The organism is Desulfosporosinus hippei DSM 8344 (genome assembly GCF_900100785.1).
GTDB lineage: Bacteria > Bacillota > Desulfitobacteriia > Desulfitobacteriales > Desulfitobacteriaceae > Desulfosporosinus > Desulfosporosinus hippei.
In genome coordinates, this window is sequence record NZ_FNCP01000021.1 from 31598 (window position 1) to 56822 (window position 25225).

The 25225-nt window shown below is 42.1% G+C and carries 22 protein-coding genes; 1 reads left to right on the forward strand and 21 read right to left on the reverse strand.

The annotated features are described in order from the left end of the window. Positions 1 to 80 precede the first annotated feature (80 nt). The 6 genes from BLS16_RS16360 to BLS16_RS16385 form a co-directional block, all read right to left on the reverse strand. Complete coding sequence (locus BLS16_RS16360; protein WP_092334744.1) at positions 81 to 1487, reverse strand: FMN-binding glutamate synthase family protein; 1407 nt, start codon at positions 1485 to 1487, stop codon at positions 81 to 83. Positions 1488 to 1537: 50 nt separating this feature from the next. Next, a complete protein-coding gene (locus BLS16_RS16365; RefSeq protein ID WP_092334745.1) occupies positions 1538 to 1774 on the reverse strand; it encodes a NifB/NifX family molybdenum-iron cluster-binding protein in 237 nt (78 codons plus the stop codon). Between the two features lie 417 nt (positions 1775 to 2191). Next, positions 2192 to 2362 carry a FeoB-associated Cys-rich membrane protein gene (locus BLS16_RS16370; protein WP_092334746.1) on the reverse strand — a complete coding sequence of 57 codons (171 nt, stop codon included), beginning with the start codon at positions 2360 to 2362 and terminating at the stop codon, positions 2192 to 2194. Next, positions 2359 to 4371, reverse strand: coding sequence for a ferrous iron transporter B (feoB, locus tag BLS16_RS16375; protein ID WP_092334747.1), 2013 nt, complete (start codon positions 4369 to 4371; stop codon positions 2359 to 2361). Before feoB ends, BLS16_RS16370 begins: the two co-directional genes overlap by 4 nt. Positions 4372 to 4483: 112 nt before the next feature. Continuing rightward, positions 4484 to 4699: a FeoA family protein gene (locus BLS16_RS16380; RefSeq protein ID WP_092334748.1), complete on the reverse strand. Its 216-nt coding sequence runs from the start codon at positions 4697 to 4699 to the stop codon at positions 4484 to 4486. A 283-nt stretch (positions 4700 to 4982) separates the two neighbouring features. After that, positions 4983 to 6083: a GGDEF domain-containing protein gene (locus tag BLS16_RS16385; protein ID WP_176786207.1), complete on the reverse strand. Its 1101-nt coding sequence runs from the start codon at positions 6081 to 6083 to the stop codon at positions 4983 to 4985. Positions 6084 to 6460: 377 nt separating this feature from the next. Here BLS16_RS16385 and BLS16_RS16390 point away from each other — a divergent pair, with 377 nt between their 5' ends. Continuing rightward, the gene (locus BLS16_RS16390) at positions 6461 to 6841 is read left to right on the forward strand and encodes a metal-dependent transcriptional regulator (protein WP_092334750.1); all 381 of its coding nucleotides are present in this window, start codon (positions 6461 to 6463) and stop codon (positions 6839 to 6841) included. 89 nt (positions 6842 to 6930) lie between these two features. Here BLS16_RS16390 and BLS16_RS23765 read toward each other — a convergent pair whose 3' ends face one another. The 15 genes from BLS16_RS23765 to BLS16_RS16465 all read right to left on the reverse strand — a co-directional run bounded on the left by BLS16_RS23765 (position 6931) and on the right by BLS16_RS16465 (position 25169). Further along, a complete protein-coding gene (locus BLS16_RS23765) occupies positions 6931 to 7266 on the reverse strand; it encodes a hypothetical protein (protein WP_092334751.1) in 336 nt (111 codons plus the stop codon). Between the two features lie 96 nt (positions 7267 to 7362). After that, a complete protein-coding gene (locus BLS16_RS16400) occupies positions 7363 to 9075 on the reverse strand; it encodes an ABC1 kinase family protein (protein WP_092334752.1) in 1713 nt (570 codons plus the stop codon). 94 nt (positions 9076 to 9169) lie between these two features. Next, a complete protein-coding gene (locus BLS16_RS16405; protein ID WP_242831061.1) occupies positions 9170 to 9436 on the reverse strand; it encodes an AbrB/MazE/SpoVT family DNA-binding domain-containing protein in 267 nt (88 codons plus the stop codon). Between the two features lie 184 nt (positions 9437 to 9620). After that, complete coding sequence (locus tag BLS16_RS16410; RefSeq protein ID WP_092334753.1) at positions 9621 to 10496, reverse strand: dimethyl sulfoxide reductase anchor subunit family protein; 876 nt, start codon at positions 10494 to 10496, stop codon at positions 9621 to 9623. Positions 10497 to 10526: 30 nt separating this feature from the next. After that, on the reverse strand, positions 10527 to 11078 hold the full coding sequence (locus BLS16_RS16415; protein WP_092334754.1) for a DMSO/selenate family reductase complex B subunit: 552 nt from the start codon (positions 11076 to 11078) through the stop codon (positions 10527 to 10529). Positions 11079 to 11093: 15 nt separating this feature from the next. Further along, positions 11094 to 13637 carry a molybdopterin-dependent oxidoreductase gene (locus tag BLS16_RS16420; RefSeq protein WP_092334755.1) on the reverse strand — a complete coding sequence of 848 codons (2544 nt, stop codon included), beginning with the start codon at positions 13635 to 13637 and terminating at the stop codon, positions 11094 to 11096. Between the two features lie 23 nt (positions 13638 to 13660). Further along, on the reverse strand, positions 13661 to 14383 hold the full coding sequence (locus tag BLS16_RS16425) for a TorD/DmsD family molecular chaperone (RefSeq protein WP_092334756.1): 723 nt from the start codon (positions 14381 to 14383) through the stop codon (positions 13661 to 13663). Between the two features lie 252 nt (positions 14384 to 14635). After that, positions 14636 to 15175: a 4Fe-4S dicluster domain-containing protein gene (locus tag BLS16_RS16430; RefSeq protein WP_092334757.1), complete on the reverse strand. Its 540-nt coding sequence runs from the start codon at positions 15173 to 15175 to the stop codon at positions 14636 to 14638. A gap of 2 nt (positions 15176 to 15177) precedes the next feature. Beyond that, positions 15178 to 17232, reverse strand: coding sequence for a molybdopterin-dependent oxidoreductase (locus BLS16_RS16435; protein ID WP_092334758.1), 2055 nt, complete (start codon positions 17230 to 17232; stop codon positions 15178 to 15180). Positions 17233 to 17268: 36 nt separating this feature from the next. Then, positions 17269 to 18498, reverse strand: coding sequence for a PucR family transcriptional regulator (locus BLS16_RS16440; RefSeq protein WP_092334759.1), 1230 nt, complete (start codon positions 18496 to 18498; stop codon positions 17269 to 17271). Between the two features lie 199 nt (positions 18499 to 18697). Beyond that, positions 18698 to 19147, reverse strand: a complete 450-nt coding sequence (locus BLS16_RS16445) for a CBS domain-containing protein (RefSeq protein ID WP_092334760.1) — start codon at positions 19145 to 19147, stop codon at positions 18698 to 18700. 130 nt (positions 19148 to 19277) lie between these two features. Next, complete coding sequence (locus BLS16_RS16450) at positions 19278 to 20507, reverse strand: MBL fold metallo-hydrolase (protein WP_242876335.1); 1230 nt, start codon at positions 20505 to 20507, stop codon at positions 19278 to 19280. A 19-nt stretch (positions 20508 to 20526) separates the two neighbouring features. Then, positions 20527 to 20730, reverse strand: coding sequence for a DUF3006 domain-containing protein (locus BLS16_RS16455; protein WP_092334762.1), 204 nt, complete (start codon positions 20728 to 20730; stop codon positions 20527 to 20529). A gap of 126 nt (positions 20731 to 20856) precedes the next feature. Further along, positions 20857 to 23943: an efflux RND transporter permease subunit gene (locus tag BLS16_RS16460; RefSeq protein ID WP_092334763.1), complete on the reverse strand. Its 3087-nt coding sequence runs from the start codon at positions 23941 to 23943 to the stop codon at positions 20857 to 20859. Next, positions 23940 to 25169 (reverse strand): efflux RND transporter periplasmic adaptor subunit, encoded by a 1230-nt coding sequence (locus tag BLS16_RS16465; RefSeq protein WP_242876340.1) that lies wholly within the window; start codon positions 25167 to 25169, stop codon positions 23940 to 23942. Before BLS16_RS16465 ends, BLS16_RS16460 begins: the two co-directional genes overlap by 4 nt. Between the last annotated feature and the right edge of the window lie 56 nt (positions 25170 to 25225).

Genomic DNA, 25225 nt, shown 5'->3' on the forward strand with positions numbered 1-25225 from the left:
CCCCTTCTTATGATTTGGCAAATTCCTCCAACTTCCTCAGATAAATATCTAAGCAAACACTCCAGCAAGGCCTTCAAACTTTAATAAATCCTCCTCACCCCAGTAACCTCTGCAGTATAAGTGTCTAGGGCCACCAAATCTTCAGGACTTAGTTCTTCTAAGGAAGCCTTACCTAGGGCGCGCAAGCCCTCTTTCATTTCTTCTCCAAAAGACTTTAGCAAATTAGCGACACTGGTGGCCGCCTGTTCTACGCAAAGCTCCTGGGTCACAGGGGATGAATCGTAGAAAGTCATAGTTGTTGGGGGTTCAAAGGGAGTTACTTTGTCAACTTGATTACTGGTTGAGGCCATTAAGACAACAGATCCCAGATAAACAGCATCCGCACCCAAAGCCAGGGCCTTCAGACATTCCCCAGGAGTAAAATAGCCCCCGGCAGTGATTAGACTGATTTCCTGACGAACCCCTCGCTCTTCAAAGAAACGATTGGCACGTACCAGAGCATTTAGCGTGGGTATGCCAAAATCATCTTGCTTAATGGGAGTGGAGCCGCAAGTTCCGCCTTGAGCACCGTCAAGAACAATAGCGTCGAATCCTAAATCAAGAGCAATGGCCAGATCTTCCTCTAAATGTCCTGTGGGCATTAGTTTCAAGCCAATAGGGATACCTTGAGCCTTTTTACGTAATGTTGACATGAAAATCGGCCAGTCTTCAGGGCTATTAACTCCGGGAGGGGCCGGCAGAGATGCTGCCAGTTGACCGGGAATTAACCCTGCGAGTTGCTGTGCTTTTCCTTTAATCTCTTCTGCCATAAAGGTTCCCATTTCAGCTCCTTGTCCCATTTGAACTTCTAGCATATCGGCTGAAGCTATCTCATCGTCAGTTCTTCCTCCCCATGGCCAGCGAGAAATTTGGACAATATATTTTCCTGCCTCTTGCCGTTCCTCGGGAAGCAGGGGGCCTTCTCCTGAACAAATAGCTGTCTCCGTACTCTTAGCCGCTTTTGCCAAAGCGAATCTTTCCTGTTCGCTGAGAGCCAAACCATAGGCCATGCCACTTATCATCAGGGGAATCTGGATATGCAGCGGCTTTCCAGCCTTTGGTCCAATCCTCACACTCATATCTATCCCAGTGCTTTCCGGGAGAGAGAATTTTGACATTAGCGGAGAAGAAAACATTAGCAAGTCATATCCGGGAAAGCGTTTAGGAGATCCTAGAGGTCGTTTAAGAGCTTTTCCGTCTTGAGCCCTTAAGTTTAGCTCTATCATGTTTAAAATAGATATTCGCTTTAATGACGAAATAATCTCGGCATTGTTTTGCGAGTATTTCTCTGAGAGCATTCTTTCAATAATATAATCCCCAATTTTATTAATGTAGTGACGAAAGATAGGTTTAGCAAGGCTATAAATTAAGATCATGAGGAAAAGTAAAAACAGCAGGTTAGAAACTAAAATTGGGAACCAAATTGAGTTATCCAGAAATTTCAGCATGAACTCACCCCCTTATTTGTCTCTGTCAACTGCTGACTTATTATTCCCCGTTATCCCACTCTTGCAACATACTCCTGCAATAATTCGTAAATTTTACCTTTAACTCCCGGAAGGACAGTGATACCCCTCCGTGCAAAAAGTTGAGAAGCTTTTTCGCTGATATGACCTGTAATAATAACATCTATTTTAATTTCATGAAGTAGAAAGGCCGCAAAAAAACGGCAGGAGCATTCAGTATGCTTTTCTGCTCTCTTATGTTGAGTAAACAGCCCCTCCTCTAGCTTCATTAACGGGTTTTCTATGAATTGTTCAGAAGTTATTTGCTTATTTTTAATAGCAAAGACTGATTTTATGTAAAAAAATAACTCGCATATGTCTTCAAAGGTAGGGTTACCCTAGTGGCACTCGCGTATACTGAAAATTATCATATCAAAAAATATCTTTAATATTGATAATAATTATCAATAAAAGGTTAAAATTTTTTCTTTTCCCACCTCCTTATTCAAGTATTTTTACATATCAACAAGCAAAAAAATAAACCCCCTCAAAATATAGAATGTTAATGTAATATTTCTGCCAAGCATTAGATTATTTATATAGGCTGTTTGCCCATTAAAATGGGCAAACAGCCTATATTGACTACTAAAATCAAAGAACTTTTCTTAACTCAATTGCTATCTTCTCAAGCATTGATTTCTAATTCCTTAGAGAAGGTTCTTATCTTCTATCTGAAGTTGCTTATCATCGGAGCATCCGCTGCATCCACTGCATCCAGAACACCTGACGCCCTTCTTTTTATCTTTGACAATTTTGTACAGGGCTAGGGCTACAATTGCAGCTATTACAGCTATTACAATAAAATCAACTGTGCTCATGCTTTCACCGACTGTATTTTGCCAGCCATTTGTGCGCTATTACCGCCCTTTCTCATCAAATAAACAACATAACCGACTATAAGAGCCACAGCTGCGAGTCCTCCCAAGAATCCTGCGCCAAAGGTTCCTGTAGTTGCTAAAGTACCAATTTGATAGATTAGGAAAGCCAGTGTATAACCCATTCCTAGTTGGAAAGCTACTGCACCAAATAACCACTTGCGAGATTCCATTTCGGAGTTCATGGCACCTATCGCCGCGAAGCATGGAGGTGTAAAGAGATTAAATACCAGATAAGCAAGTGCAGCTACGGCGCTAATTCCAAATATTGAGCTCACTTCTGCGCTCCCGCCGACAAGGGCCAATTCTTCAACATCAATAAAGTTTGTTATACTAAAGCAAACAGCTAATGTTCCAACGACGTTTTCTTTAGCAATAAATCCTGTTACCGCTGCAGCAGCAAACTGCCAGAGGCCGAAGCCCAGGGGAATAAACAGTACTGCCAAAGGTGAGGCAATGCTGGCTAAGATACTTGTCTCCGGAGCAGTCTCGGCAACGACTTGTAATTGCCAATCGAAGGTTTGTAATATTTGTACTACAGCGTTGCAAACCAGAATAATTGTTCCCGCTTTTATGATAAACGCCTTAGCTCTCATGAGCATGGAAATGGTTGCTCTCTTAATGCTTGGCATTCTGTATTCCGGAAGTTCCATAATAAAATAGGATTTGGAAAAATCTCCGGTAATACGTCTGATAATCAAGGCACTCATAATGATTACAATTATTCCTAAGAAATACATGGAAGTTCCCACCCAGGCATTATCCCCGAAGAAAACACCCGCGAAAAGAGCAATGATGGGGAGTTTTGCACCACAAGGCATAAAGGGGGCTAACATAGCAGTGGTACGTCTTTGTCTTTCGTTTTTAATAGTTCTGGTGGCCATAATTCCCGGGATGCCACAGCCGGTACCTACAATCATCGGTATAATAGATTTGCCGGATAAGCCGACTTTCTTAAAGAATCTGTCCATAACCACAGCAACCCGGGCCATATAGCCGCAGTCTTCCAATAGTGCTAAGCAGAAAAACAATACCATAATCAGGGGCAGGAATCCAATCACCGCACCTACACCGCCAATGATTCCATCCAGAAGTAAGGCAGCAACAACCGGGTTTACATCTTCCCCTAAGAGTGAGGCTACACTTTCATTCAATAAGTCAATCCAGCCGACAAAAGTATCTGCTAACCACGGTCCAACCCAAGACTGGGAAATGGAAAACACCAGCCAGATAATTGCTGCAAAAATGGGAATCCCTAACCATTTGTGAGCGACAATCCTATCAATCTGATCTTGCATGGTTTGCTTTTCCGAGCTTACCTTTCTTCTCTCGACTTCACTTACAATGTTATTTACAAAAGCAAACCGTTTTTTATCAGCTTTTTCAAACTCTTCTTTGGTTGAAGCTTTTTTTGCACCGCCGATATTAGGAGGGATTTGCTTTTTATTGGACTTACCAACAGCTACTACAGCATTCATCAGCTCAAGCAAACCGTTATTGGTTGATTTTGTCGATACGGTTAGAATCACGGGACACTTAAGTGCATCACTCAACGCCGGTATATCGATAGTGTTGCCTTTTTTCTCTGTCAAATCACCTTTATTTAAGGCAACAACGACGGGAATACCCAGTTCCAGCAATTGTGTAGTAAAGAACAAGCTTCTGCTTAAATTGGTCGAGTCAACTATGTTAATGATAACATCTGGTTTTTCGTTTTGCACAAAGTCTCTGGTTATCGACTCTTCACTAGTGTAAGGTGACATTGAGTAAGCACCGGGTAAGTCCACCACAACCAAGTCTTCGTTCCTGGGGTTAAGATTCTGTTTAACGTCCCCTTCTTTTTTCTCCACGGTGACCCCGGCCCAGTTTCCTACATGCTCGATTTTACCTGTAATAGCATTAAACAAGGTAGTTTTTCCACTATTAGGGTTTCCGGCTAAAGCAATTTTCATGAGTTCCTCCTTTAATAGTTAGTCTAATCTAACTTTTTATTAATAGTTTGCTTATAGTAAAGATACAATGAATAAATATATCTAAACATAATTTAAATATATTTATTCATATTTATACCATAATAGCCTGTGCCAAATCCTCATCTATGCTATACCTGGCATCTTTGATGGTTATTATATAATTAGATGCTAGTTTTGAAATAATTGTAACTTTTTCGCCGGGATAACAGCCTAGCGTAAATAAGAATTCACGAATATCTTCATGATTAGTATTAACGCTATTCACTGTATAAGCTGTATTTAACTTTCCTCTCGATAAAGACATCATGCTCATCTCCTTCGTAAGTCAGATTAGACTAAGTACACGACTTGCTGATCCGCCTTATTAACACTATTTGAGTTTGTTTTAGTAGTCTAATTTTATCCTCATTGATAATGAAAGTCAATATCCAATTATAGATTTTTGTCTTGGCTTCTGAGATGGTTTTAAATATTTTAAGAGTAAGCTAGCCTGAGGGTATTAATTCCTACATTCAGCTTAAACGAGCTTATGAAGTGTATTGATTATAACGAGGATCGTCCGTGTCCTGGTTCTCTGTCTTGTATGACAATTATTCTGTAATGAGAATCAATTCGTGAGAGCACAAAATCTGATTCTTCCCTTCTGATTTTGCCTGGTATAATAGTTGATCAACAAAATTAAAGAGTATATTGCGCTTATAATACGGATCTAGGCAAACCCCTCCAGCTACTCCCCCACTAATGGTTACAGTAATCGCTTGATTATCGATACTAAAAACATGGGCAGCAATAGTATTTCTAATCCTTTCACAAATCTCGGCACTGTCTTTTGACAAAGTATCTGGAAATATGATAGCAAATTCTTCTCCGCCATATCTGGCAGCAACGTCAGTTTTTCTAATGTTAGCTTGAATTAAGCAGGAAATTTCTTGTAAGATCTTATCTCCCGCTAAATGCCCATAAGTATCATTAATTTTCTTGAAATCATCAATATCCAAGATAGCAAGACTGAAAGCACTTTTAGACTTACAGGAACGAAGAATAATATCCTTGTAATAAATGTAAAAAGTCTTGTGATTATTTAGATTGGTTAAAAAATCTTTACTGACCATTTCGTTGAGCATATGGTTTTTATGTTCCAGATCATCATACATGTAGCACATTTTGTTTTCCAATTTATTAATCTCGTCAACCATAGTAGACATGATATGTCCCAATAAATAAAACAACAAGATATGCACAACCACATCTAAGGAAGCTAATGCTGTCAGATCCTCCTGAATAATCACCAGAACTACATAACACATGGCTGTGAAATAACTACAAACCTTGGTGAGTTTGCGATTAGAAATCATAGTAATTAACACGAGATATATATAGAACAAATGCGAAAGAATATAAAAAAAATCCCGGGCTAAATATAAGAAAAAGCAAAGGAAAATACCATCAAGAAAGATACTCCAAGCAACTGGAAAGTAGTCCTCTGCCCCCTTAAAATAAACCTTGTGCACGAATATCCCTACTTTGACAATAACAAATGATGTATATACAATTACAAAAATCAGGCTATATGTAAACTCGTTTTGAAAGAAATATTTATAAAGAAGAATGATACCAAAAATACTCATCACCTGAAGGGCAAGGTAAAACTCATAAATTACTCTTGAGCGAAACTCATGAACATTATTCACATGGCAACTCCTTTCTGGATAACTATAGTCATTATTCATTTTCCAATCTTTTTGCTTTAGCACTGGTAAAATAGGGTTACTTTTAGTCGAACAAAGCTACTAAATCTTGCATTCAAGGATTAGTAATATACTCATAAATTTGTTAGAGTAGGCTTACTTTATCGTTATTAAGGTGCAAATTGTTAGATCTGTCTAACATTTTATGGTCTGCTTAATTATTTGTCAAGATACATTATAAGCATACACGGTATTCGGATTTTTCAAGAGCGAAAAAAACTCACTTTTAGCAAAAAGTTATCCTATAGCTTACGGTTGATTTTTATAAAGAAATATGAAAAACTATAATAGTAGCTCATACTCTTAAAGGAGAATGTTTAATGGGAAAGTTAACATTTGCTATGGAAAACTATTTAGAAGCGATATATGAACTTTCAACCGACGGAACAGGAGCAAGAATTTCAGATATTGCCGAACGATTAGGGGTCACAAAGGCCAGCGCCAACAGTGCTATGTCTACCCTTTCAGAAAAAGGATTGATCATCAATGAAAAATACAAGGAAATATTTCTAACTCCTACCGGACGTGAGTTTGCAGAGTTCACATCAAAAAAACACCAAGTCATCGAACAGTTTTTTACCCAGATACTAAAAGTTGACATAGCCATTGCAGATCAGGACGCTTGTGCAATTGAGCATGTCATCAGCAATGATTCAATTCATGCCATGCAAGAGTTTCTTATTAAGAAATCAAAAAACTAACCTACATTGAGCGAATATAAAAAGGCCTTTTCCCACATTAATGGGAAGAGGCCTTTTGTGTCGGCATTCACCTTTTTTATGACATCTGATTATTCTGCTGTTTTCTTTTCCTCGCTCTGACTTACTGTAGTTTCACTCTTGGGGGGATTTCCGTGGTGTCCATGGTGTCCATGGTGTCCATGCTGGCAATGCCCATGCCCTCCGCCATGATGAGCATGATGTTTATGCATTGCTTTAAAAAACTGATGAATCGGGGATTCGCCGCCGGGATGTTCGAACCCGGCTTGTTTAGCTTTCTCTCTGAAATTCAAGAAGGCTTCAAAGGCTTCTAATTTCCCTCTTAGTTTCTCTTTGTTGCCCTTGAGGGTCACTGTGAAGCCTTCATCGTTTTCTGTAAAGCTGAACTCAAAGTTCTCTAAACTCATTAATAAGCACTCCTTTTCAAATGTTATATTTTAATGGATATGAACCTCATTCTAATAACTCCTGGAACCAGTCCTATTCTGCGCTGACATTGTTGCTTAGGGATGAAAACGAGGCTTTTGAAATCCTGAAGATCCACCCCTGCTCCTGCCACTATGCCCCATTCTCTTTCTTCCCGAAGAACCTGAATTGGATTTCAGAAAGGAAGCGAAGGTAAGCCCGGCAAGAATAATTAGCATTAATCCCACCTTAAAATAGGAACCCTCGAGCAAAATAGTTCCTGAAATCAAGAACCCACTGCTAATAATCGCCCTCACAATCCGGCTTGTCTGGTCCTTCTGGCTCTGTAAAAGATTCGACTCAAAACTCCTGGAAGGATGAAGTCTGATCTCGCCACCTTCGAGACCTGAAATAAACCGATTTAATTTTTCGGGCAGAGTAACAACCTCTGTCAGGGTTTTTTTGGCCTGATCGATAATAAAGCCTGTAGGGTTGTTTCCCGCTGCTTCCCCGGCCAACAACTCTTCCGCATAGGGCCGAAGGGTCTTAATAAGATCAAGCTGAGGATTCAGTCCTCCACAAATCCCCATGATAGTTAACAGGGACTTTCCTAAAAACAGGGTTCGAGCCGGAATTTGAAAAGGCTGAGAATACATAAACTCTCTCAACTCCAAGAGCAATTCTTCGGAATTGACGTTTCTCAGATTGGGATCCTCAAAGACATTAGCTAAGATCAATTTTAACCCCTTCGCCAAAGTCTGTTTGTCAGCATGGGATCGAAGAAATCCCAAGTTTTCAAAGACAGTTACCATCTGATCCGTATCTTTCTTAAACACGGCTAGAATAAAGGCCATCAATTCTTCCCGCATGCCTTTTTCAATCCGCCCTACCATTCCAAAATCTATAAATATAAGAGTACCATCCTCTTTAACTAATAAATTTCCGGGATGGGGATCAGCATGAAAAAATGCATCAGAGAGTAATTGCTGAACATAGGCCGAAATCAAAGTATCTGCCAGTTCTGCCCTGTCAATTCCTGCCCTGGCCAGGTTCTCGTAATCGTTCACCTTACAGCCTGTGACGTATTCCATCACTAAGACATGCTGAGTCGTGTACTCCCAATGGACTTCAGGTACGTTAATTCGCGAGTCCCCTGAGAAATTTGCCCGGAAGATATCCGCGTGTTGACCTTCTTTGAGGTAATCCAGTTCATCCTGAGTAGTTTCCACGAACTCGTTATAGATCTGCTCCAAATCCACCGCAGCACGTATCTTGGGGTAGCGCTTGGCAAAGGTCACCATAAAGCGAAGGGCGTTGAAGTCTGTCTGAATGATTTTCTCAATCCCGGGTCGCAAGACCTTAACCGCTACTTTATTCTGTCCCTGAATCTCAGCGACATGAACTTGCCCCAAGGAAGCAGAAGCAATCGCTTCTCTGGAAAAATTCAAAAAAACTTCAGAAATCGGTTTGCCATATTCCTCTTCAATCCGCTTAATAATTTCCTCGGTACCTACCGGCTTAACAGCGTCCTGCAGCTTGGAAAGTTCATTTGTGTATTCCTCTGGCAGAACATCCACCCTGGCACTAAAAAACTGCCCTAGTTTGATAAGAAGCCCACCCAGTTCCGTCGCCGTCTCTGTAAATACAGCAGCTTGTTTCCCATATACCCCTTTGATTTGCTTCTGATAGTTTTCGTCACTTAGAAATCTCTTTTTTTTATTTATCCACCAGAGCTGAAATACAAATTGGAGGAACATTGAGATAATCCTTCGAAAGCGTTTATCCTTAATAAATCTAATAATGATCGGCATCTAATTCCTCCTAGTTACAACCTTGCACTTTATGTTTACTTAAGTTGAGTCAGACTTTAAACATTCCTCTTCCTCCGGTAATGCTGATTAAGCCCTATTCTTTGGTTTTATTCGGATCCGAATCCTTTTCGCAAGAATTAAACAGCTCTTCAAAGAACCTACTTTTTCTGAACATCATATCGGCAAATCTGGTCATGACATCTGATTTAAATAAGATTACAATCCCTCTTCTCTTATTGCCAAGCACGATTAGCTTTTCACCGGGTACGATACCGATCTCTTCTCTGGCCTCGGCAGGAATAACAACTTGTCCGCGTTCTCCCATAACTGTCGAGCCATAGAACTTACCATGATGCATCATTCTTACCACCTCTATAAGTATGATACATCATACTTATCATACTTGCAACATATTCCTGTTCGAAAGGGAGCTAAAGGCTGTAGACGGTACACACCAGGATACTAATCTACTTCAGCAAAAAAGGACTGCAACAAACTAAATTCCAGTTTGTTGCAGTCCTTGATTATTAGTTAATATTCTTCAATTAGCCGACCATAATAGACACTGCAGAAGCATAGAATACATATCTGCCAATAAATTCTCCGACAAGAATTAAGGCCACAGCTAAGAGAATACTGTTTGCAGGAAGAGTTTTCACTCCCTTGCTTTGCTTTGATATAAGGTTTGTAAGCATAATAACTCCGACGAGTGAGAATGCCCACCTTATGATTAGAGGAATCAGGTAGCTGCCGGTTAAGAGCATGCTTGAAGCTTGGGCAGCCGGGTCGCCACTATTTAGATTACCAAAGAAAACCGGCAGGTAGATCAGGGGTATAATCAAGGCCACTGCACCTACATAACAGACCTTTTTAAGGACCGCCATCACCTCAGAGGATAAAGTCTGTCCTTTGGCTATATGCCCAATCAGAGCTATGGCCCCGGCGCATCCCAACACGAAGGTAGCGCCAAAGAAGGCAATATAGGTATGGGCATTGGACCAGGCAGGACGGATGGAATTGCTATAGATACTTGCCATGCTAAGGATGGTTAATAGTCCGACAAAAGAAGTAAGCCACCCCAGACTGTTGCCTGAACTTTCTTTCTGATAAGCCTTGTAAGTGAAAAACCATAGAACTAAAAATCCTCCGGCTGTGAGTATTTCACGACTTAACCATGACGATCCTAAGTTCAAGAGAGATCGATAGGCACCAAATGGGGTACCCAGGTGAAAGAGGGAGAAGATTAGAGCCAGGGCCATGAGTGGACCGACTGCTCCAATGCCGAAATTCGTAAGATTTCGAGCTGCTAAGGCATCTTTTGGGGCTAACAGGGAACGCACGAGCACTAGCAGAATAAAACTTCCAATTGCTAGTTGACTGATTAGAGTAAACATCATTAAGGGCCATTCTTCAGCAAACATTGATCAGGCCTCCTTTATCACTTGCTTGAACTACTTCATAGCTTCTTTATTGGGATGAATAGTCAAATGCGGCTTGGTAATTCCTGAGTCGGGTAATCCTTTGATGTCTGCTGTACTGCCATATTTTTTACGCAGTTCTTCGATATCCCCAAATTCAAGAGCTCTCATTTGACAAGCTGCTACGCAAGCAGGCTCTTCCCCGGCGTCAATCAGATCCACACAGAAATTACACTTTCCGGATTTGCCTTTGGATTCGATATATTTAGGTTGACCGTAAGGGCAAGACCAAGTGCACATCTTGCAGCCTATGCATTTCCCTTCGTCGAACATGACAATCCCGTCTTTTTCCCTTTTGTACAGGGCCCCGGTAGGACAATTCTTTGTACACTTAGGTTCTGCACAATGATTGCAGGCAATCGAGAGATTGTAAGCCCAGGGGTTGGGAAACTCTCCCCCTTCGAAATTATAAACCTTGCGGAAAAGTGTCCCTACTTCCAAATCATTCTTATCACTACAGGCAATTTGACATACTTTGCAACTGGTGCAAATCGTCATATCATAATAAAATCCTAGTTGTGCCATTCTTGTTCACCTCTCTTAGAAAATAATTCGTTGAGGCCATTTGTAATCTGGCTCAAGGGGCTTATCGTACTTTTCAACCTTGACATTACATGAATTATATCCTGAATGGCCTTGACCGGTGGCAATGTGTCCATTAATGATCCCGGTACTTCCCGCTTTGTCCACCCCGGCCAGCTCGTCCATCTCAACCCAAGCCCCTTCTCCCAAGGCTACAACCCCCGGCATAATACGTTCTGTGACATAGGCAGGACGGATTGCAACTCCGTGACGGCTGCTTACCTTGACAATATCATTAGTCTTAATCCCTAATTTCGCTGCATCGCCGGCATTCATCCAGAATTCTTGGGGGAAAGCTTCCCTAAGCCAGGGAACATTATCCAAGGTAGAATGGGATCGTCTGTAATAATGGATTGTTACAATCTGGAAGGGATAGCCGTCTTTGACCCCATCTTCATATCCTTCAAGAGGCGGATCGTATTTCGGAATGGGAGATTTCGTTGAAAAGCCGATTTTATCAATCTTCTTAGAGAGTGTGTCACAATAGATTTCAAATTTACCGCTGGGAGTAGCTAGTTTTTTGCCAACGGGGTCAGCCAGAAAATCCTCAAAACTCGTAAATTCCAATTTATCTCCGCGAGATCTGGGAACTTGGTAAATTCCCTTTTCTTTGAATTCCTGATAGGAAATGCGCCCAGTCTGGGGTGTTCCCTTCGCTCCGAGAGCTTGAATGTCTTCAGCGGTAAAGGTAACCAGTTTTTCATAGCCCGATCCATCGGCTTTCATAACTGTAGCTCCGGCGATCTGATTATATAATTCTTGTTCCTCTGTAATTGGGTTAACTATTTTGGTATCTACCCCTAAGCGCTTAGCGATTTCTGTCACAATCCACATATCACTTTTGGCTTCAAATAACGGCTTGATTACTTGGGTATGGTAAATGAGGATTTCCCGGTTTCCGGTCAGTAACCCGCCAAGTCTCTCCCACTGGGAGGTAACCGGCAATACCAAGTCAGAGTACCTAGCGTCAGTGGTCAAGAACAGATTCTGAGCAACGGCAAACTCCACCTTTTTATGAGCTTCAATCCCTCTGGTCGCGCCTGCTCTCTGATTCAAGGTATGACTAAACCAGTTCCAGATCATCTGGATATTAACGTCAACTTTCTTACCTTTACTTTCTGTAAATTGACCATCGAGAACTGCATCCCACATTTCCCCGCTATTGATTCGACTTTTCGCGATGGGGTTATTTACTTTAGGTATACCATTGCCTCCTGGCTGAACTAAAGCCGGGCCGGCATTCGTTGCCGAATTATGCATATTAGGACTTACTCCGGCACCCGGAATCCCTATATTTCCTGTCATATAAGCCAAAGTCATCATGGCATGAGGCAAGTGTTCACCATTATTAATTCGGGCTGGTGCTCCTCCGGAAATGATAGCTGCCGGCTTAGTTGTTGCATATTCATGAGCAAACTTCTTAATAATGTCCACGCTGACACCACAAATTTCCGAAGCCCATTCCGGAGTCTTTGGTGTTCCGTCAAAGGTTCCCAGCACATAATCCTTAAAGTTTTCTTTAGGGTCTGCACCTGCGGGCATATGATCAGCGTCAAAACCAATGGTGCAATTATTCAAGAAATTCTGGTCGAGTAAATTGTTGGTAATGATATAATGGGCCATACCTAAGAGCAAGGTAGTATCTGTTGCCGGACGAACGGGAATCCATTGATCTCCCAAGGTTCGGGCAGACTCAGTATAAAGTGGATCAATAACAATAAACTTTGCCCCTGCCTTTTTAGCTTGCAAATAGTTATAGGTAGGAAGACCTTGACTGGATTGAGCAGGGTTAGCTCCCCAGAGGATGATGAGTTTGGAATCACGCAATCTAAACCGGTCATTTCCTGAAGATGCACCATTGTTGGGCAGCCCTGTCACAGTACTATAAACGTCAGGCCATGATCCCCAGGAAACATTCCCCCAGCGCTCAGTACAGCCTCCATAAGCATTTAAGAGACGTTGAGGTTCCATTCCACCGCCGGAACCACCGGCAGGGGCAAAGAAACTGGCATTTCCGTACTTATCTTTGATCCGCATTATTTCACTTGCCATAATATCCAAAGCTTCATCCCAACTGATCCGGACCCACTCGTCCTTACCCCGCAACTCTTTCTTTCCGCCGCCAGGTTCCCAGTTCTTCCGTTTCATTGGGTATTTCAGGCGATCCGCTCCCAGCACCATCTTTCGGTGGGAGCGTCCCCGAGCACAGCCCCTTTGCTGGGGAAAGTCTGGGCTATCAGGATGAGTATCATCGGTTTTCTGCCGAATAACAACCCCTTCGACAACATAGGCTTTGTTAAGACAGCGGCCTCCGCAGTTATGCCAGCAAGCTGCTGTAATCCATTCGCCTTCCATTTGAGATAACTCGGCCGCCTTATCCGCATCAACCTTTTGCAACCCGCACCCAGGCAGAGTGACGGCGGCAACTGCACCTGCAGACAAACCAAGAAACGACCTTCTGTTTAACTTGTGGTTAATTGCTTTCTCGACCAGATTCGCCATAGTGGATTTCACCTCCATAGAAATTAAAACCTTTTGTTTGCAGAGTTAACTGTTAAAAGTTCCTCAACAGCCCCTAGATCTAAAGACAAATACCCCATAAGGATACTTGCCATTCCTTTGTAGAAATCAGTGGTGGAATTATTGATAATATCCCGGCCAAAGCGAGGTACCCACTTTAGCAGGTGTTGCTGGAGAAAGCTTTGTTGATCTTCCAGAACCTCCTGAAAACTCTCACCAGATTTCGCTTTTTCATAAAGCTCAAGACATAGCTGATACATAAAATCCAGTTCCAAGCCGATGTGGTCATCTGCTTCCTGCTGAAATTGAGCGGGGAGAAAAAGATGCTTTAGGTAAGCTCCTCTTACCTCCAGGGTCTCCTTTTGGAAAAGAAGTTTATCTTCATTAGCATAAGCTGACTCCCAAGGCGGTGCCGCTAATTGGTCGGGACCGATAAACAGGCGGGTATAATCCCACTGCAGTCCATCCACTTCTTCTCTGCTTAGCCCAGAACTTCGGCTGAGTGATGAATCGACGGCCTTAATTCCTTTGAGAATATCTTCACTTTCCAAGGCAAAAGGGAATTGTACGATGGTATCCTTCATCAACTCTAGATACTCTTGTGACGGTTCTGATGCAAATGTCCTCCTCAAGACGTCGTAAGCGTAGGCCCTTAGCTCAATTAGGGCTAATACACCTTCACTAACCGGTTGGTTTGTTGTCGTTTGAGTTGTTATGCTGTCTAACATACAAATCACCTCCACATATGGTATTATTACATATTTCGATTTGTACAGGATTACAAGTATTCACCTGTTTTTTTGTACAAGATTACAAAATTACGAAAAGGGAACTATCGCTAAACTAAAACTTTAACTTAACAAAAGATTGTGGGCTGAAAACTATAAATATAAGCAGAATCCCCTCCTAAGTGAGCTGATATTCACCAGCAGCTTACTTACGAGGGGATCTCTTGGACATTCTTCCAATAAAAGTAATATTCAATTCTTTATCCAATACCTTGCTTTTTCTTTAACGGGATAGAAACGAATTGAAGGTTTGGTTAGTCGGATATTCGGGAATCCTTCGATGGTGGCAACTGTGTCATTAGGGTACTGTTCCATATTAATAGTGCTGAGCGCACCTGTATGGCAGGCGCTGACACAAGCCGGCATTAATCCGGCTTCTCTGCGGGGCAAGCAAAATGTACATTTACTGGCTTTGTTTTTTTCGATGTCAAATTGAGGCGCATTATACGGACAGGCAGAGACGCAGTTCATACATCCGTCGCAACGGTTAACATCGATCATCACAATGCCGTCCCGGCGTTTAACATAGGCTCTCCGGGTGCAAACCCTAAAGCACTCCGGGCTTTCACAATGATTACAGGATATGGATATATTTTTCCCTGATTTAAGGGAGGACACTCTGCGCCAGTTGACATTGAGCGGTGTTGAGTTCTCATTTTTACAAGCCATTTCGCAGGACTTGCACCCTACACAGCGATCGGCGTTAAACAAAAAACCTATTTGCTCTGTCATCCTCAATCCCTCTCTATCTTTTTCACTTCGACAAAAGCATTATAAAGTGCAGCACCGTCACTGCCGCTATTCCTTTTTCCCATATCCGCAGATAATCCGGAAAGAAGGTTATTGACGGGCTCCTTGCCGCCTTGGTAAAGAAGAACTATCCCGGGCACCAGTTCAGAATTGATCCTTGCCTTCCGGGTGACCTTACCCTGTGCATTATAGATTCTAACGCCATCCTCATCCTTAATCCCTCTCTCGGCTGCATCAAGAGGATTGATAGACACGACATCTTCTCTCTCATCTCTGCCTATCCACTCCAGGGCCCAGTTCTGAGAATGTATTCCTGTAATGTTTTGCGGAGTTAATAATCGCAGCGGAAAGGAGGAATCATGCTTTTCATTTCTATATCTAGGCAGCGCAGGTAGTTGATCCTCTTTAGCACCTTTAGAGAAGACCTCAAACTTTCCTGATTTAGTTTTAAAGTTTAAATCCAACCAAGGATTGTTCTGCTCAAGTAATTTTGCCGGCCCTGCAGATAAATCTCTCCAGCTTAATAAGCCGTAATGTCTCAAGACTTCAGGTGTAAACTCTCTCTCAATCCACTCCTCTGCTGTCCGTTCAGAGGGAAAATTAGAAAAACCGGGCCTCAACTCATTTAACCTGCGAGTTAGTTGGCGGGCGATTTCCAAGTCGCTTTTTGCCTCAAAATAGGGTGGGATGGCTGGTTCATTAAGAGCCAACCACTGATGCCAATAACTAATATTCAAGTCGAAGTCCTCAAAATGACTTGCCGCAGGCAAGACTATGTCAGACATTTCTCCGGTTTTAGTCATAAATAAATCAACGGTTACGACCATTTCCAGTTCGCTTATTAATCTCGTCCACTTTTGAACCTCTTGATCCTGACTCAAGGGATTTCTTCCTGCAATCCATAATAACTTAACCGGTGGATCAGTCAAAGATAATACTTGAGACGGAAAATAATTAATATCAACGCTTCTCGATATTTGGCCATCATCCGGCCCGGAATGATTTAATAAATTTAAGGGAAATAGCTCGATGCCGGGATGGAAGTAGTAAAAACCACCTCCGACTTTTCCCACATTCCCGGTTATCGCACTTAAGGCATAGATTGCTCTTACATTTTGCCCCCCATTTTGATACCGCTGTAAGCCAAAACCGCACCAAGTAGCCACAGGATCATATTGCCAAAGCAGATCCGCGAAGAATTGCAGGGTGCTTTCCTCAACTCCGGTTAGACTGCACACTTCTTCAATGCGTACTATCTCTTGAAGATATCTGCGAAAACTATCCCAGCCCTCAACATGATTCTCAACAAAGGAGGCATCATACTTACCCTTTTCAACCAAGATCTTAGAGATCCCTAAGGCCAGTAAACCGTCTGATCCGGGTCGCACTTGGATATAATGATCGGCCAGACCCGCTGTAGCAGTATACACCGGGTCAATAACAACCAGCACTGCCCCCTTATCTCTGGCTTGATTAATAAAGTTTAATTGATGGATGGCAGTCCAGGCAGGATTAGCCCCCCAAATGACGATTAACTTGGAATCTGACATGGCTTCAGGGTCGGGGTTTCTCCCCTCTCCCGAACTATAGGCGATTGCATCCAGGCCGGCAGACAGGCATGGGTTGCCTTTTAGCTTAGTATGGGAACCAAGGCTATTGAACATTCCTTCAGTAGCATAATGCAGGAAGCCAACATTACCCGAGAATTTATTATAGGAGAGAGAAAGATTTGAGGCATAACGATGATTTAACTCAATTATTTTCTCGGATATTTGACTTAAGGCCTCATCCCAAGTAATCCGCACCCAATTTCCCGAGCCTCTGGGATATTGTCTCAAAGGATATTTTAGCCGCTCAGGACTATAAACGTAACGTGTATAGGCATATCCTTTAGCGCATAAGCGTCCCTGACAATAACCGTGGGCAGGGTCTCCCTCTAGTTTAATCAATTTGCCGTTTAGGACATGGGAAAGCATAGCACAAGTATTGTAACAGTTTCGAGGGCATACATTCCTATGTATCTTAAGATCATCCATCATAATACCTTCTCCTATCCCCCTGCTTAAGAGATCGGGTTACTTTTCTATTTCCGATGCTTTCAAGTACTTTATCTTAAAAGCCACCATAAGATCCAGCTTAGTATCGAAATCATCCAAATTTATAGCCAATATCTCCTCAATTTTCTTCAAGCGATAGCGCAAGGTATTCGGATGTACATAACTAACTTTAGCAGTCTCCTTTAAATCACAGCGGTTTGCCAGGAAGGTTTCCAGGGTTTTCAGAAGATCTGTTTTCTGCATAAGATCATAGCGTTCTAAATCTCCTAATGTCTCTTTGTATAGTTCTGCTAATTCTTGGCGGTCATGGTTATAGAGGATCCTGGCCACTCCTAACTTAACAAAAAAGGGGGTTCTCAAGCGAGAATCCATTAACTTGCCAAGTTCCAGGGCTACCTTTGCTTCTTGGTAACTTCGAAAAATCTCTTTAGGATTTTTGTAAATTCTTCCAATCCCTAAGCGCAAAGTTCGGGAAGGGATTCTTGTTTGAACAAGATTTTTCACCTTGTCCGTTAATAACTTGGTGTAGTCACTTTGTTCCTGCAAGCTGTCTTTCGACTTAAAAAGAATGGCTATAACCTCACCCTTTTTCTTAGTTAAAACAGGTTTTTCGCCCAACTCGTTCATTACAGATTGTACACTGTCAAAAAGCACCTCAATTAATTCCTTATCACCGGAAAAATAGTCATAATCATCAAATTCAAAGACTAAAACACATTGCGGTTGACTTAAGTCCCATCCCCAAAGTTCTCCTCGAGAGATAATATCCTTCCCAGATTCCATATTTCCATAGAGCAGGTCAAAGAGAAATGCGTCAATATAGCGTTTCTCAGATAAGGAGAACTCCTTTTCTTTAGCCAACTGAACTGCTAAAACAAGTGCAGCAGCTTCGCCAACCCTTTGAATGGCCGCTGAATCTGAATCAGCTTTCTCATCAATTATATATAAGAAGCCCAAGGTTTCATTTTTAATATAACTCGGAAACGAATAGGCTTCATTGATATTGCTTCCCAAATTTATCTGACACAATCCCGGATTATTTGCCCTTTCAATCTGATTGCTTCTGATGAAGGAGTGTCTTGGATAAGCTTCATGAGTAGAAGCAATAATTTTGTGAAATTCATTAGTCACAATTACCGGTGCATCTATCACCTTTGTTAAGGCTTCAGCTATATCCGCTACTCCAGCCCCTTCAGCAATTATCCTTAGTAATCCGGATTGTAGTTTTTGCACCCCATGAATATCCATTACAATCCTCCTTTCCGTAGACATTAATTAGAGAAAAGCATTTGCTTATATGTAGAATAATATTATCATTATATCAGATATCATTGGTGTATGTTGGAGATAATGTCGAAAAGTAGGATTCCATTGATTGGAATCCTACTTTTCGAACTAACTTTATAGGCTTTTTTGAAAATAAACTCTGCGAAAGATAAGTCTTCTTCTAATCATCAATAAGTGTCTTAATAATATCCATCCGGGTTACAATTCCCACTATTTTGCCATCCTCGATAACAGGTAATCGTTTAATTTTTTTGCTCACCATTAACGATGCTGCCTCTTCAATCGATGCTTCTTTATTAATCTTTACCACCTGAGACGTCATGATTTCCGAGGCTTGCAAGGCAATTAGTTTCTTTAAATCTGACTGGTATTGCCTTACACCACGGTAATATATAAGTGCACCTAAAATTCCCACGACTCCCGGAATCTGAGGATTTGTTTCTTTATGTAACAAGTCTCCTTCACTAACAATTCCTACAAGCTTCCCCTCAGAATCCACCACCGGTGCACCGGAAATTTGATGATCATACAAGATCTTAGCTACTTCCTTGATTTCCATATCCGTTCGAATGGTTATGACATTGGTTTGCATAACATCCTTGACCTTCATGAAATCACTCCTTTTAGCTTTAGTTTTCCAGAATTATGAATTCGTTCCGAAATTATTACTATATTGTACCATAATCGAAGGTATTTGTCTGAAGTTCTAAACTATTGTATCAAAGCTCAAAACTCAAGCTTTATCTTTTAGATACAAGCTGCCCCTCGGCATTAAATAAGGCTCCCGGATCACCATCATTGTTCCAGATATTTGATTGGGTCCAGACAAGGATACCTGATCCAGATCGGGCTTTTTCTCCGCTGACAACTTTTAGGGTTCCACCCCCAGCCAAGGTTGTACCTGCCTGAAATGTATAGGTTTGATTGCCAACCTCACTCACTAATTTCCAACCCGTTAGATTAACCGGCGAACTACTAGTATTTAGTATGCTCACTACCTCACCGCTTAAATCAATGTTTGATAGTTCTACAGTACTTTTCGCTGTGAGATCGGCAGCAGAGGATTTAGTAGAAGCTGATCCGTTAGATGGAACCGAGGCATTCTTATCAATTTCTATTGACGTCCCATCAGTCGTAACTACAATCGTCCCTGATTCATCCGTCCTATAGACTGCCACTCCCGCCTTGACCAATTTATTGATGACGCTAGATGCCGGGTGACCATACTCATTATCTGAACCAACAGAAACAATAGCTTTTTCTGGGGACACAGCCTTTAAGAATTCATCGGTTGTCGAACTTTTACTGCCGTGATGACCTATTTTAAGGACAGTTGCTTTTAAGTCTTGCCCACTTTTTATCATTTCCGCTTCAGAAATATCTTCCGCGTCTCCTTCGAAAAGAAATGATACTTGGCCATAAGTAAGTTTGAGGACTGCACTGTAATTATTCAGTTCTTCATAACTGCTGCTATTAGGCGCCAGAAATATCCCTTTCAAATCAGGAACTTCGAGGTTGACTCCCGCTTTGGCTTCGATCTTTTTAGCTCCACTGCTTTTAACAGCAGCAATGAAGTCCTCAAAGGTTCTGGAATTTGAGGCAGCATTGGGCAGGTAAACCTTTTTAGTCGGTATGCTTTGCATCACCACATCTAATCCGCCGATATGGTCTTCATGGGGATGAGTAGCAACAATAGCGGATAACTCATTGATGCCCTTAGATTTTAAATAGTTGACTATTTTTTCTCCATCTTCATTGTTTCCGCCATCAATGAGAATTGACTGCCCGCTGGGGGAAATTATTAGGGCACTATCCGCCTGACCGACGTCAAGGAAGTGAACCTGCAGCCTTCCAGCGCCAGCGCTGGCAGCAGTATCTACAGGAGTATTTGCCACTGCGCCGCAGCCTGAAAGAAGTATGCTTAAGAACAAGATAATTGGCAAATAAAATCCTTTTATGCGGTTTAACACTGGATGCAGACTCCCTTTCTTATTCATCGAAGAAGTTATTTAGAAGGCTTTCGGCTTTCTGGTGACGTCGTAGTGTAGCCTCTGGATTTATGTGAATCTGGATGTTAATTACATCACCTTCTTTTAGATCAAGGGGCAAGCCACTGCGAGGGAAATTGAACATTACGCGGTTTTCCGTTTCGATAACGGCCCACTCTCCTTCAAACCGATCAATGATATACATAGCTGCTTCACTCCTTTATATGAGAAATACCCTCTGACTCTTTGTAAGTCTTTGATAGAACATTAATATGTCGGCCCCTTGAAAGTTCTTTACACGAAGCCGAACCAGACCAGTAACCAGTAACTATTAAACATTAAAGTTATTAGTCTGCCGACTCAGCCTGCGTTTTTCCTTCCATTTAGTCAGCACCGTATAGAATGACGGGACAACCACTAAGGTCATAACTGTGGAATAGAAAAGTCCCGCAATAATCGTGATTGCTAAAGCTCTGAACATAAGCTCTTTACCCGTTGCCAGAGATAATAAGCCGGCTATAGCTGTTCCTGCCGTTAATAAAACGGGCTTTAAACGCGCTTTTCCTGCATTAATAACAGCCTGTTCTAGAGCAACCCCGGCATGTCGTTCATTCTCGATGAATTCGATTAACACTATTCCATTCCTGACCACAATCCCTACCAGACATATTAAACCCATAACGGAACCGAAGCCGAAAGGTGTCCTGGTAATCAGAAGTCCTATCATACTTCCGGCGAAGGCCAGATAAACAGTACTCATTACTAGAATTGGCAGACTCAGAGAGTAAAACTGCATGGCGATGACAATTAAAATTAAGAAAATCGCTACAATCATCAGCCTGCCCATATCTGTAAATATGTCTGTCTGCTCCGAGGTTTCCCCGCCAAACTCCAGGGTATACCCGGCAGGAAGTTTGATCCCTGCCATCAGCGGTCTGATTTTCTCCATAGCCTCTGTTGCCGTAACCCCATCTAAATCAGAGGTTACCTCTGCCAGTCTGCTCAAATTCCTCCTGGGCACAGTATTAATGCTAAAGGAGGGTTCCATTTGAGCTATTTCCTTCAAGGGAATCAGTTTTCCATTGGCATTAGGAACATATAACCTGTCAAATACCAGCATAGGGTCTGGGCTTGACTTATCTGAGTACATTACAATGTTGATCAAGTCCTTACCGTTGTCAAATTCACTGACCTCAATTCCTTCTGTGGCTAATCTTAGAGTTTTTGTCAGGTCATCATATTTAACCAGGTTCTGATCCATCTGAGCTTTATTGATGGTTAATTCTATCCCTGTTTTATCTTGACCAATGGAACCATTGATGTTGACTGCTCCGGGATATTTTAGCAAACTCTCTTTTACTTCGTTTTCCAGTGTTTGCAGAACATACAGATCTTCCCCGTAGATGCGAATATCTATGGGAGCACCGATTGGCGGTCCGAACTTTATTTCTTTAGCCAAGACACGAATTCCCGGATACATTTCACTAAACTTGGCATTCCACTCCGGAACTAGTTCTTCAGTACGTTTTTGTTCAGTATTGATTTTGACGACAATTTGCCCTAGGTTATTTCCTTTACCTATTGAAAGATCTCCCCGAAACATGGACGGTGCACTATCTCCGGCATAAGTGTTTACCAGAGTGATTCCCTCCTGTTTTTGAACCCAGGAGGCAATGTCCTGAACCTTTTGATTGGTACCATCCAAACTTTCCCCTTTTGGCATTCTTACATCAATCAACATTTCTCCTCGCACGGAATTAGGAAAAAGCTGTACCGGAAGCAAGGGAAATAAGCCATAGGCCAGGGTACTGATCAGCACTGCCATTAAACCGACTTTTAAGGGCTTTCTTAAGATTCGGGGCATAAGTTTCTCCGAATACCACAAGGCCAGTCTGTCCAGCTGCTTTCCTAAAAAACCGTTGCTTTTTGAATACCGGGCTGGAAAAACGGACAACTTTTCAGCTCTCCAATGCCTAAATATGGGGACAATTGTCAGAGACATGGCCATTGAAGAGATCATGGAGAGGCTAATAATAATTGGCAGGGGTCTAATAAATTGGCCTACATTGCCCTGCAGAAAGGCAATGGGGCCGAAGGCAAATATGGTTGCGGCAGTCGCTGTAAGAATCGAGATGAACACCTCATTAGTTCCCTTCACAACTGCCTGTAACGGAGGTTCCCCCAGCTCGATAAGTCTTCTTTCAATATTATCGTTAACCACCACGGCATCATCCACTAGGATACCCAAGACGATGATTAAAGCAGCAACAGATACTAAGTTCATGGTAATATTCAGGTTTGGAGTCAGCATTAAGCCCATGGAAAGGGAGATGGGAATTGCCATTGCTATGATACAGGAGGTTACAAAGTTCAAGCCTAAAGAGCACACTAAGAGCACAGCAGCAACAGCCAGCAATACCTCTAGAGTAAGATCTGAGAAAAGATCTTCTATTCGTTCATTTTGAGAATAGACATGATTAAGCTGAGTTCCTGAGGGCAGTTCTTTCTCTAATTCTTTCATCATTTCATCAACATTTTTCTGCATACCGGGTACGTCACTACCGATTTCCCCTTGGACGCTGATAGAAATTGCCGGCTTACCATTAAAACTGACTAAGGATTCCTCTTTTTCACAAGCAACAGTAATGGTCGCAACATCCCTCAGGTATACGGGAATACCTTGGTTATTCATAGAGATGACTGTATTATAGAGTGCTTCCGGGTCATGGGTATCTTTGATTTTCAGCTGATAAAGCCGGTCTCCCTGCTCCAGGTCTCCTAAGGGAGTCCGCTCATTCTCCTTTTTTATAGCACCGGCAACTTGAGTCCAGGGAATTTCCAATTGATTAATTTTGTGAGTATCTACATCAATTCTGATTTCTTGGTCCGGAAGGCCCATTATGCTTACATCTGCCACATTAGGGAGGGTTCGAAGTTGGTCTTTCCAGACTTTTAAAGTATCTCTCAGCGCATAGACTTCTTGATAAGAATCTGCAGTCACCGCAAAGGTCTCAATAAAAGTTTTGCTTAGATCATCGTTAATTTCCGGTTGTTTACAGTCTGAAGGAAGACTGCTTTCGACATCTTTGACTTTGTTACGCAGCTCATTCCATTTTTCTTTGGGGTCCACCCCTTCTTGAAGTTGAACAACGATTTTCGAGTATTGTGGATTAGACTGTGAAGTTATGGACTTTAGTCCTTGTATCTCATTAATTTTCTCTTCAATCTTTTTGGTAACCGTCTGTTCGACTTTCTCAGGTGAAGCGCCTGGGTACACTGTAAGAACCATTGCCGTGTCAACCACAATATCCGGTTGTTCTTGCTGTGCCAATTGAAAAAAAGTTGTAAATCCATAGACTACCAGCATGATAAAGAAAAGCAGAGTGATCTTTCGTTTCTTGATCAAATACTCAATCACAGATCCCCACCCCCGGTTACCTTGACCTGAGCCCCATCAAAAAGGTCGTCTACTCCACTAATGATCACCTCTGTTCCTTCGTTGAGGGGGGAGAGAATCTGAATTTTATTATCTTTCATTTCTCCAATAGACACTTCTTGCTTGATACTTTTCCCATCACTAATAATAAAGACATAGGGATTTTTACCGTTTATGCTGCGAAGGGATTCCACGGGCAAAAATATAGATTTACGAGTTTGGGTAACATGGTTGCAAACGGCTACCTGACCCGGAACCCAATCATGCTCTTTGTTGTCCACGGTCACTTCAACCCCTATTGTTCCTGTCTGAACATTAGTTGCTGAGAAGATGTTGGTTACAGTGCCTTGCTTCTTTTGTCCATATAGACTAACTGTTACCGTATCCCCCTTTTTCCAGTCTCCAATGCTGCTGTCCGGGACCGGAAGTGTCAACTTGAGTAAATCAATATTTCCCAAACGAAGAACCGGGGTGCCTGCTGCTACGAGCTGACCATTGGAGGCCAATTTATTTAACACCGTCCCTTTAAAGGGAGCCTTGAGGACAGTCCTTTCCAAAGCCAACTTTGCTTGGTTAGTGTTTTCTTCCGCCAGCTTGTACCCGGCTAGGGCTGCTTCCTTAAGTTCAGCCCGGGCACCTTCAAGGGCCATGCCATAGGCAGCTTTAGCAGTTCTAAGATCGCTTTCTGATACACTAAGGCTCATCTGGGCCTTTTCATAATCACTTTGGGAAACTGCCCCTGCCTGGAACAAGGCTTCCACTCTCTTCAAGTCATTAAATGCTTTTTGATAGACTGCATTTGCTTTGTCAAAGGCCGCTTTAGCAGTTTCCTTTTCTTGATCTCTCGCCCCATTTAAGGCTTGGTTAAGATTCGCTCTGGCCTGTTCAAGGGAGGCACCGGCAATTTCTGTATTAATTTGATATTGACTGGGGTCTAAACCGGCAATAACGTCGCCGTCTTCTAAGTTGTCACTCTCCTGTTTTTCTAAGGCAACAATTCTGCCCGGTACTTCAAAGGATAAAATTGCCTCCTCAATCGGCTGCAACATTCCAGAAAGCTCAAGCTTATCCTCAACCGCTACCAATTTGGTTAGTTCAGTTTCAACGTTTTTTACACTTGCTCCTGTTTCAAATTCTTTGTTGTTAAGATTAGAACATCCCACGGTAAAGTTAAGTAAAGAAAAAATTAAAACGCAGGAATAAATCATTTTTTTCACAAAATCCACCTCTTTAATCATAGTAAGGCTCTTCTACAATAGAGATA

Excerpts from the sequence above, each read along its gene's own strand:
- BLS16_RS16410 (WP_092334753.1), bottom strand. The coding sequence starts at position 10,496 with ATGTTTGCTGAAGAATGGCCCTTAATGATGTTTACTCTAATCAGTCAA.
- BLS16_RS16365 (WP_092334745.1), bottom strand. The coding sequence starts at position 1,774 with ATGAAGCTAGAGGAGGGGCTGTTTACTCAACATAAGAGAGCAGAAAAG.
- BLS16_RS16380 (WP_092334748.1), bottom strand. The coding sequence starts at position 4,699 with ATGATGTCTTTATCGAGAGGAAAGTTAAATACAGCTTATACAGTGAAT.
- BLS16_RS16425 (WP_092334756.1), bottom strand. The coding sequence starts at position 14,383 with ATGTTAGACAGCATAACAACTCAAACGACAACAAACCAACCGGTTAGT.
- BLS16_RS16370 (WP_092334746.1), bottom strand. The coding sequence starts at position 2,362 with ATGAGCACAGTTGATTTTATTGTAATAGCTGTAATAGCTGCAATTGTA.
- BLS16_RS16390 (WP_092334750.1), top strand. The coding sequence starts at position 6,461 with ATGGGAAAGTTAACATTTGCTATGGAAAACTATTTAGAAGCGATATAT.
- BLS16_RS16435 (WP_092334758.1), bottom strand. The coding sequence starts at position 17,232 with ATGATGGATGATCTTAAGATACATAGGAATGTATGCCCTCGAAACTGT.
- BLS16_RS16405 (WP_242831061.1), bottom strand. The coding sequence starts at position 9,436 with ATGATGCATCATGGTAAGTTCTATGGCTCGACAGTTATGGGAGAACGC.
- BLS16_RS16455 (WP_092334762.1), bottom strand. The coding sequence starts at position 20,730 with ATGTATATCATTGATCGGTTTGAAGGAGAGTGGGCCGTTATCGAAACG.
- BLS16_RS16420 (WP_092334755.1), bottom strand. The coding sequence starts at position 13,637 with ATGGCGAATCTGGTCGAGAAAGCAATTAACCACAAGTTAAACAGAAGG.
- feoB (WP_092334747.1), bottom strand. The coding sequence starts at position 4,371 with ATGAAAATTGCTTTAGCCGGAAACCCTAATAGTGGAAAAACTACCTTG.
- BLS16_RS16430 (WP_092334757.1), bottom strand. The coding sequence starts at position 15,175 with ATGACAGAGCAAATAGGTTTTTTGTTTAACGCCGATCGCTGTGTAGGG.
- BLS16_RS16440 (WP_092334759.1), bottom strand. The coding sequence starts at position 18,498 with ATGGATATTCATGGGGTGCAAAAACTACAATCCGGATTACTAAGGATA.
- BLS16_RS16400 (WP_092334752.1), bottom strand. The coding sequence starts at position 9,075 with ATGCCGATCATTATTAGATTTATTAAGGATAAACGCTTTCGAAGGATT.
- BLS16_RS16465 (WP_242876340.1), bottom strand. The coding sequence starts at position 25,169 with ATGATTTATTCCTGCGTTTTAATTTTTTCTTTACTTAACTTTACCGTG.
- BLS16_RS16445 (WP_092334760.1), bottom strand. The coding sequence starts at position 19,147 with ATGAAGGTCAAGGATGTTATGCAAACCAATGTCATAACCATTCGAACG.
- BLS16_RS23765 (WP_092334751.1), bottom strand. The coding sequence starts at position 7,266 with ATGAGTTTAGAGAACTTTGAGTTCAGCTTTACAGAAAACGATGAAGGC.
- BLS16_RS16415 (WP_092334754.1), bottom strand. The coding sequence starts at position 11,078 with ATGGCACAACTAGGATTTTATTATGATATGACGATTTGCACCAGTTGC.
- BLS16_RS16360 (WP_092334744.1), bottom strand. The coding sequence starts at position 1,487 with ATGCTGAAATTTCTGGATAACTCAATTTGGTTCCCAATTTTAGTTTCT.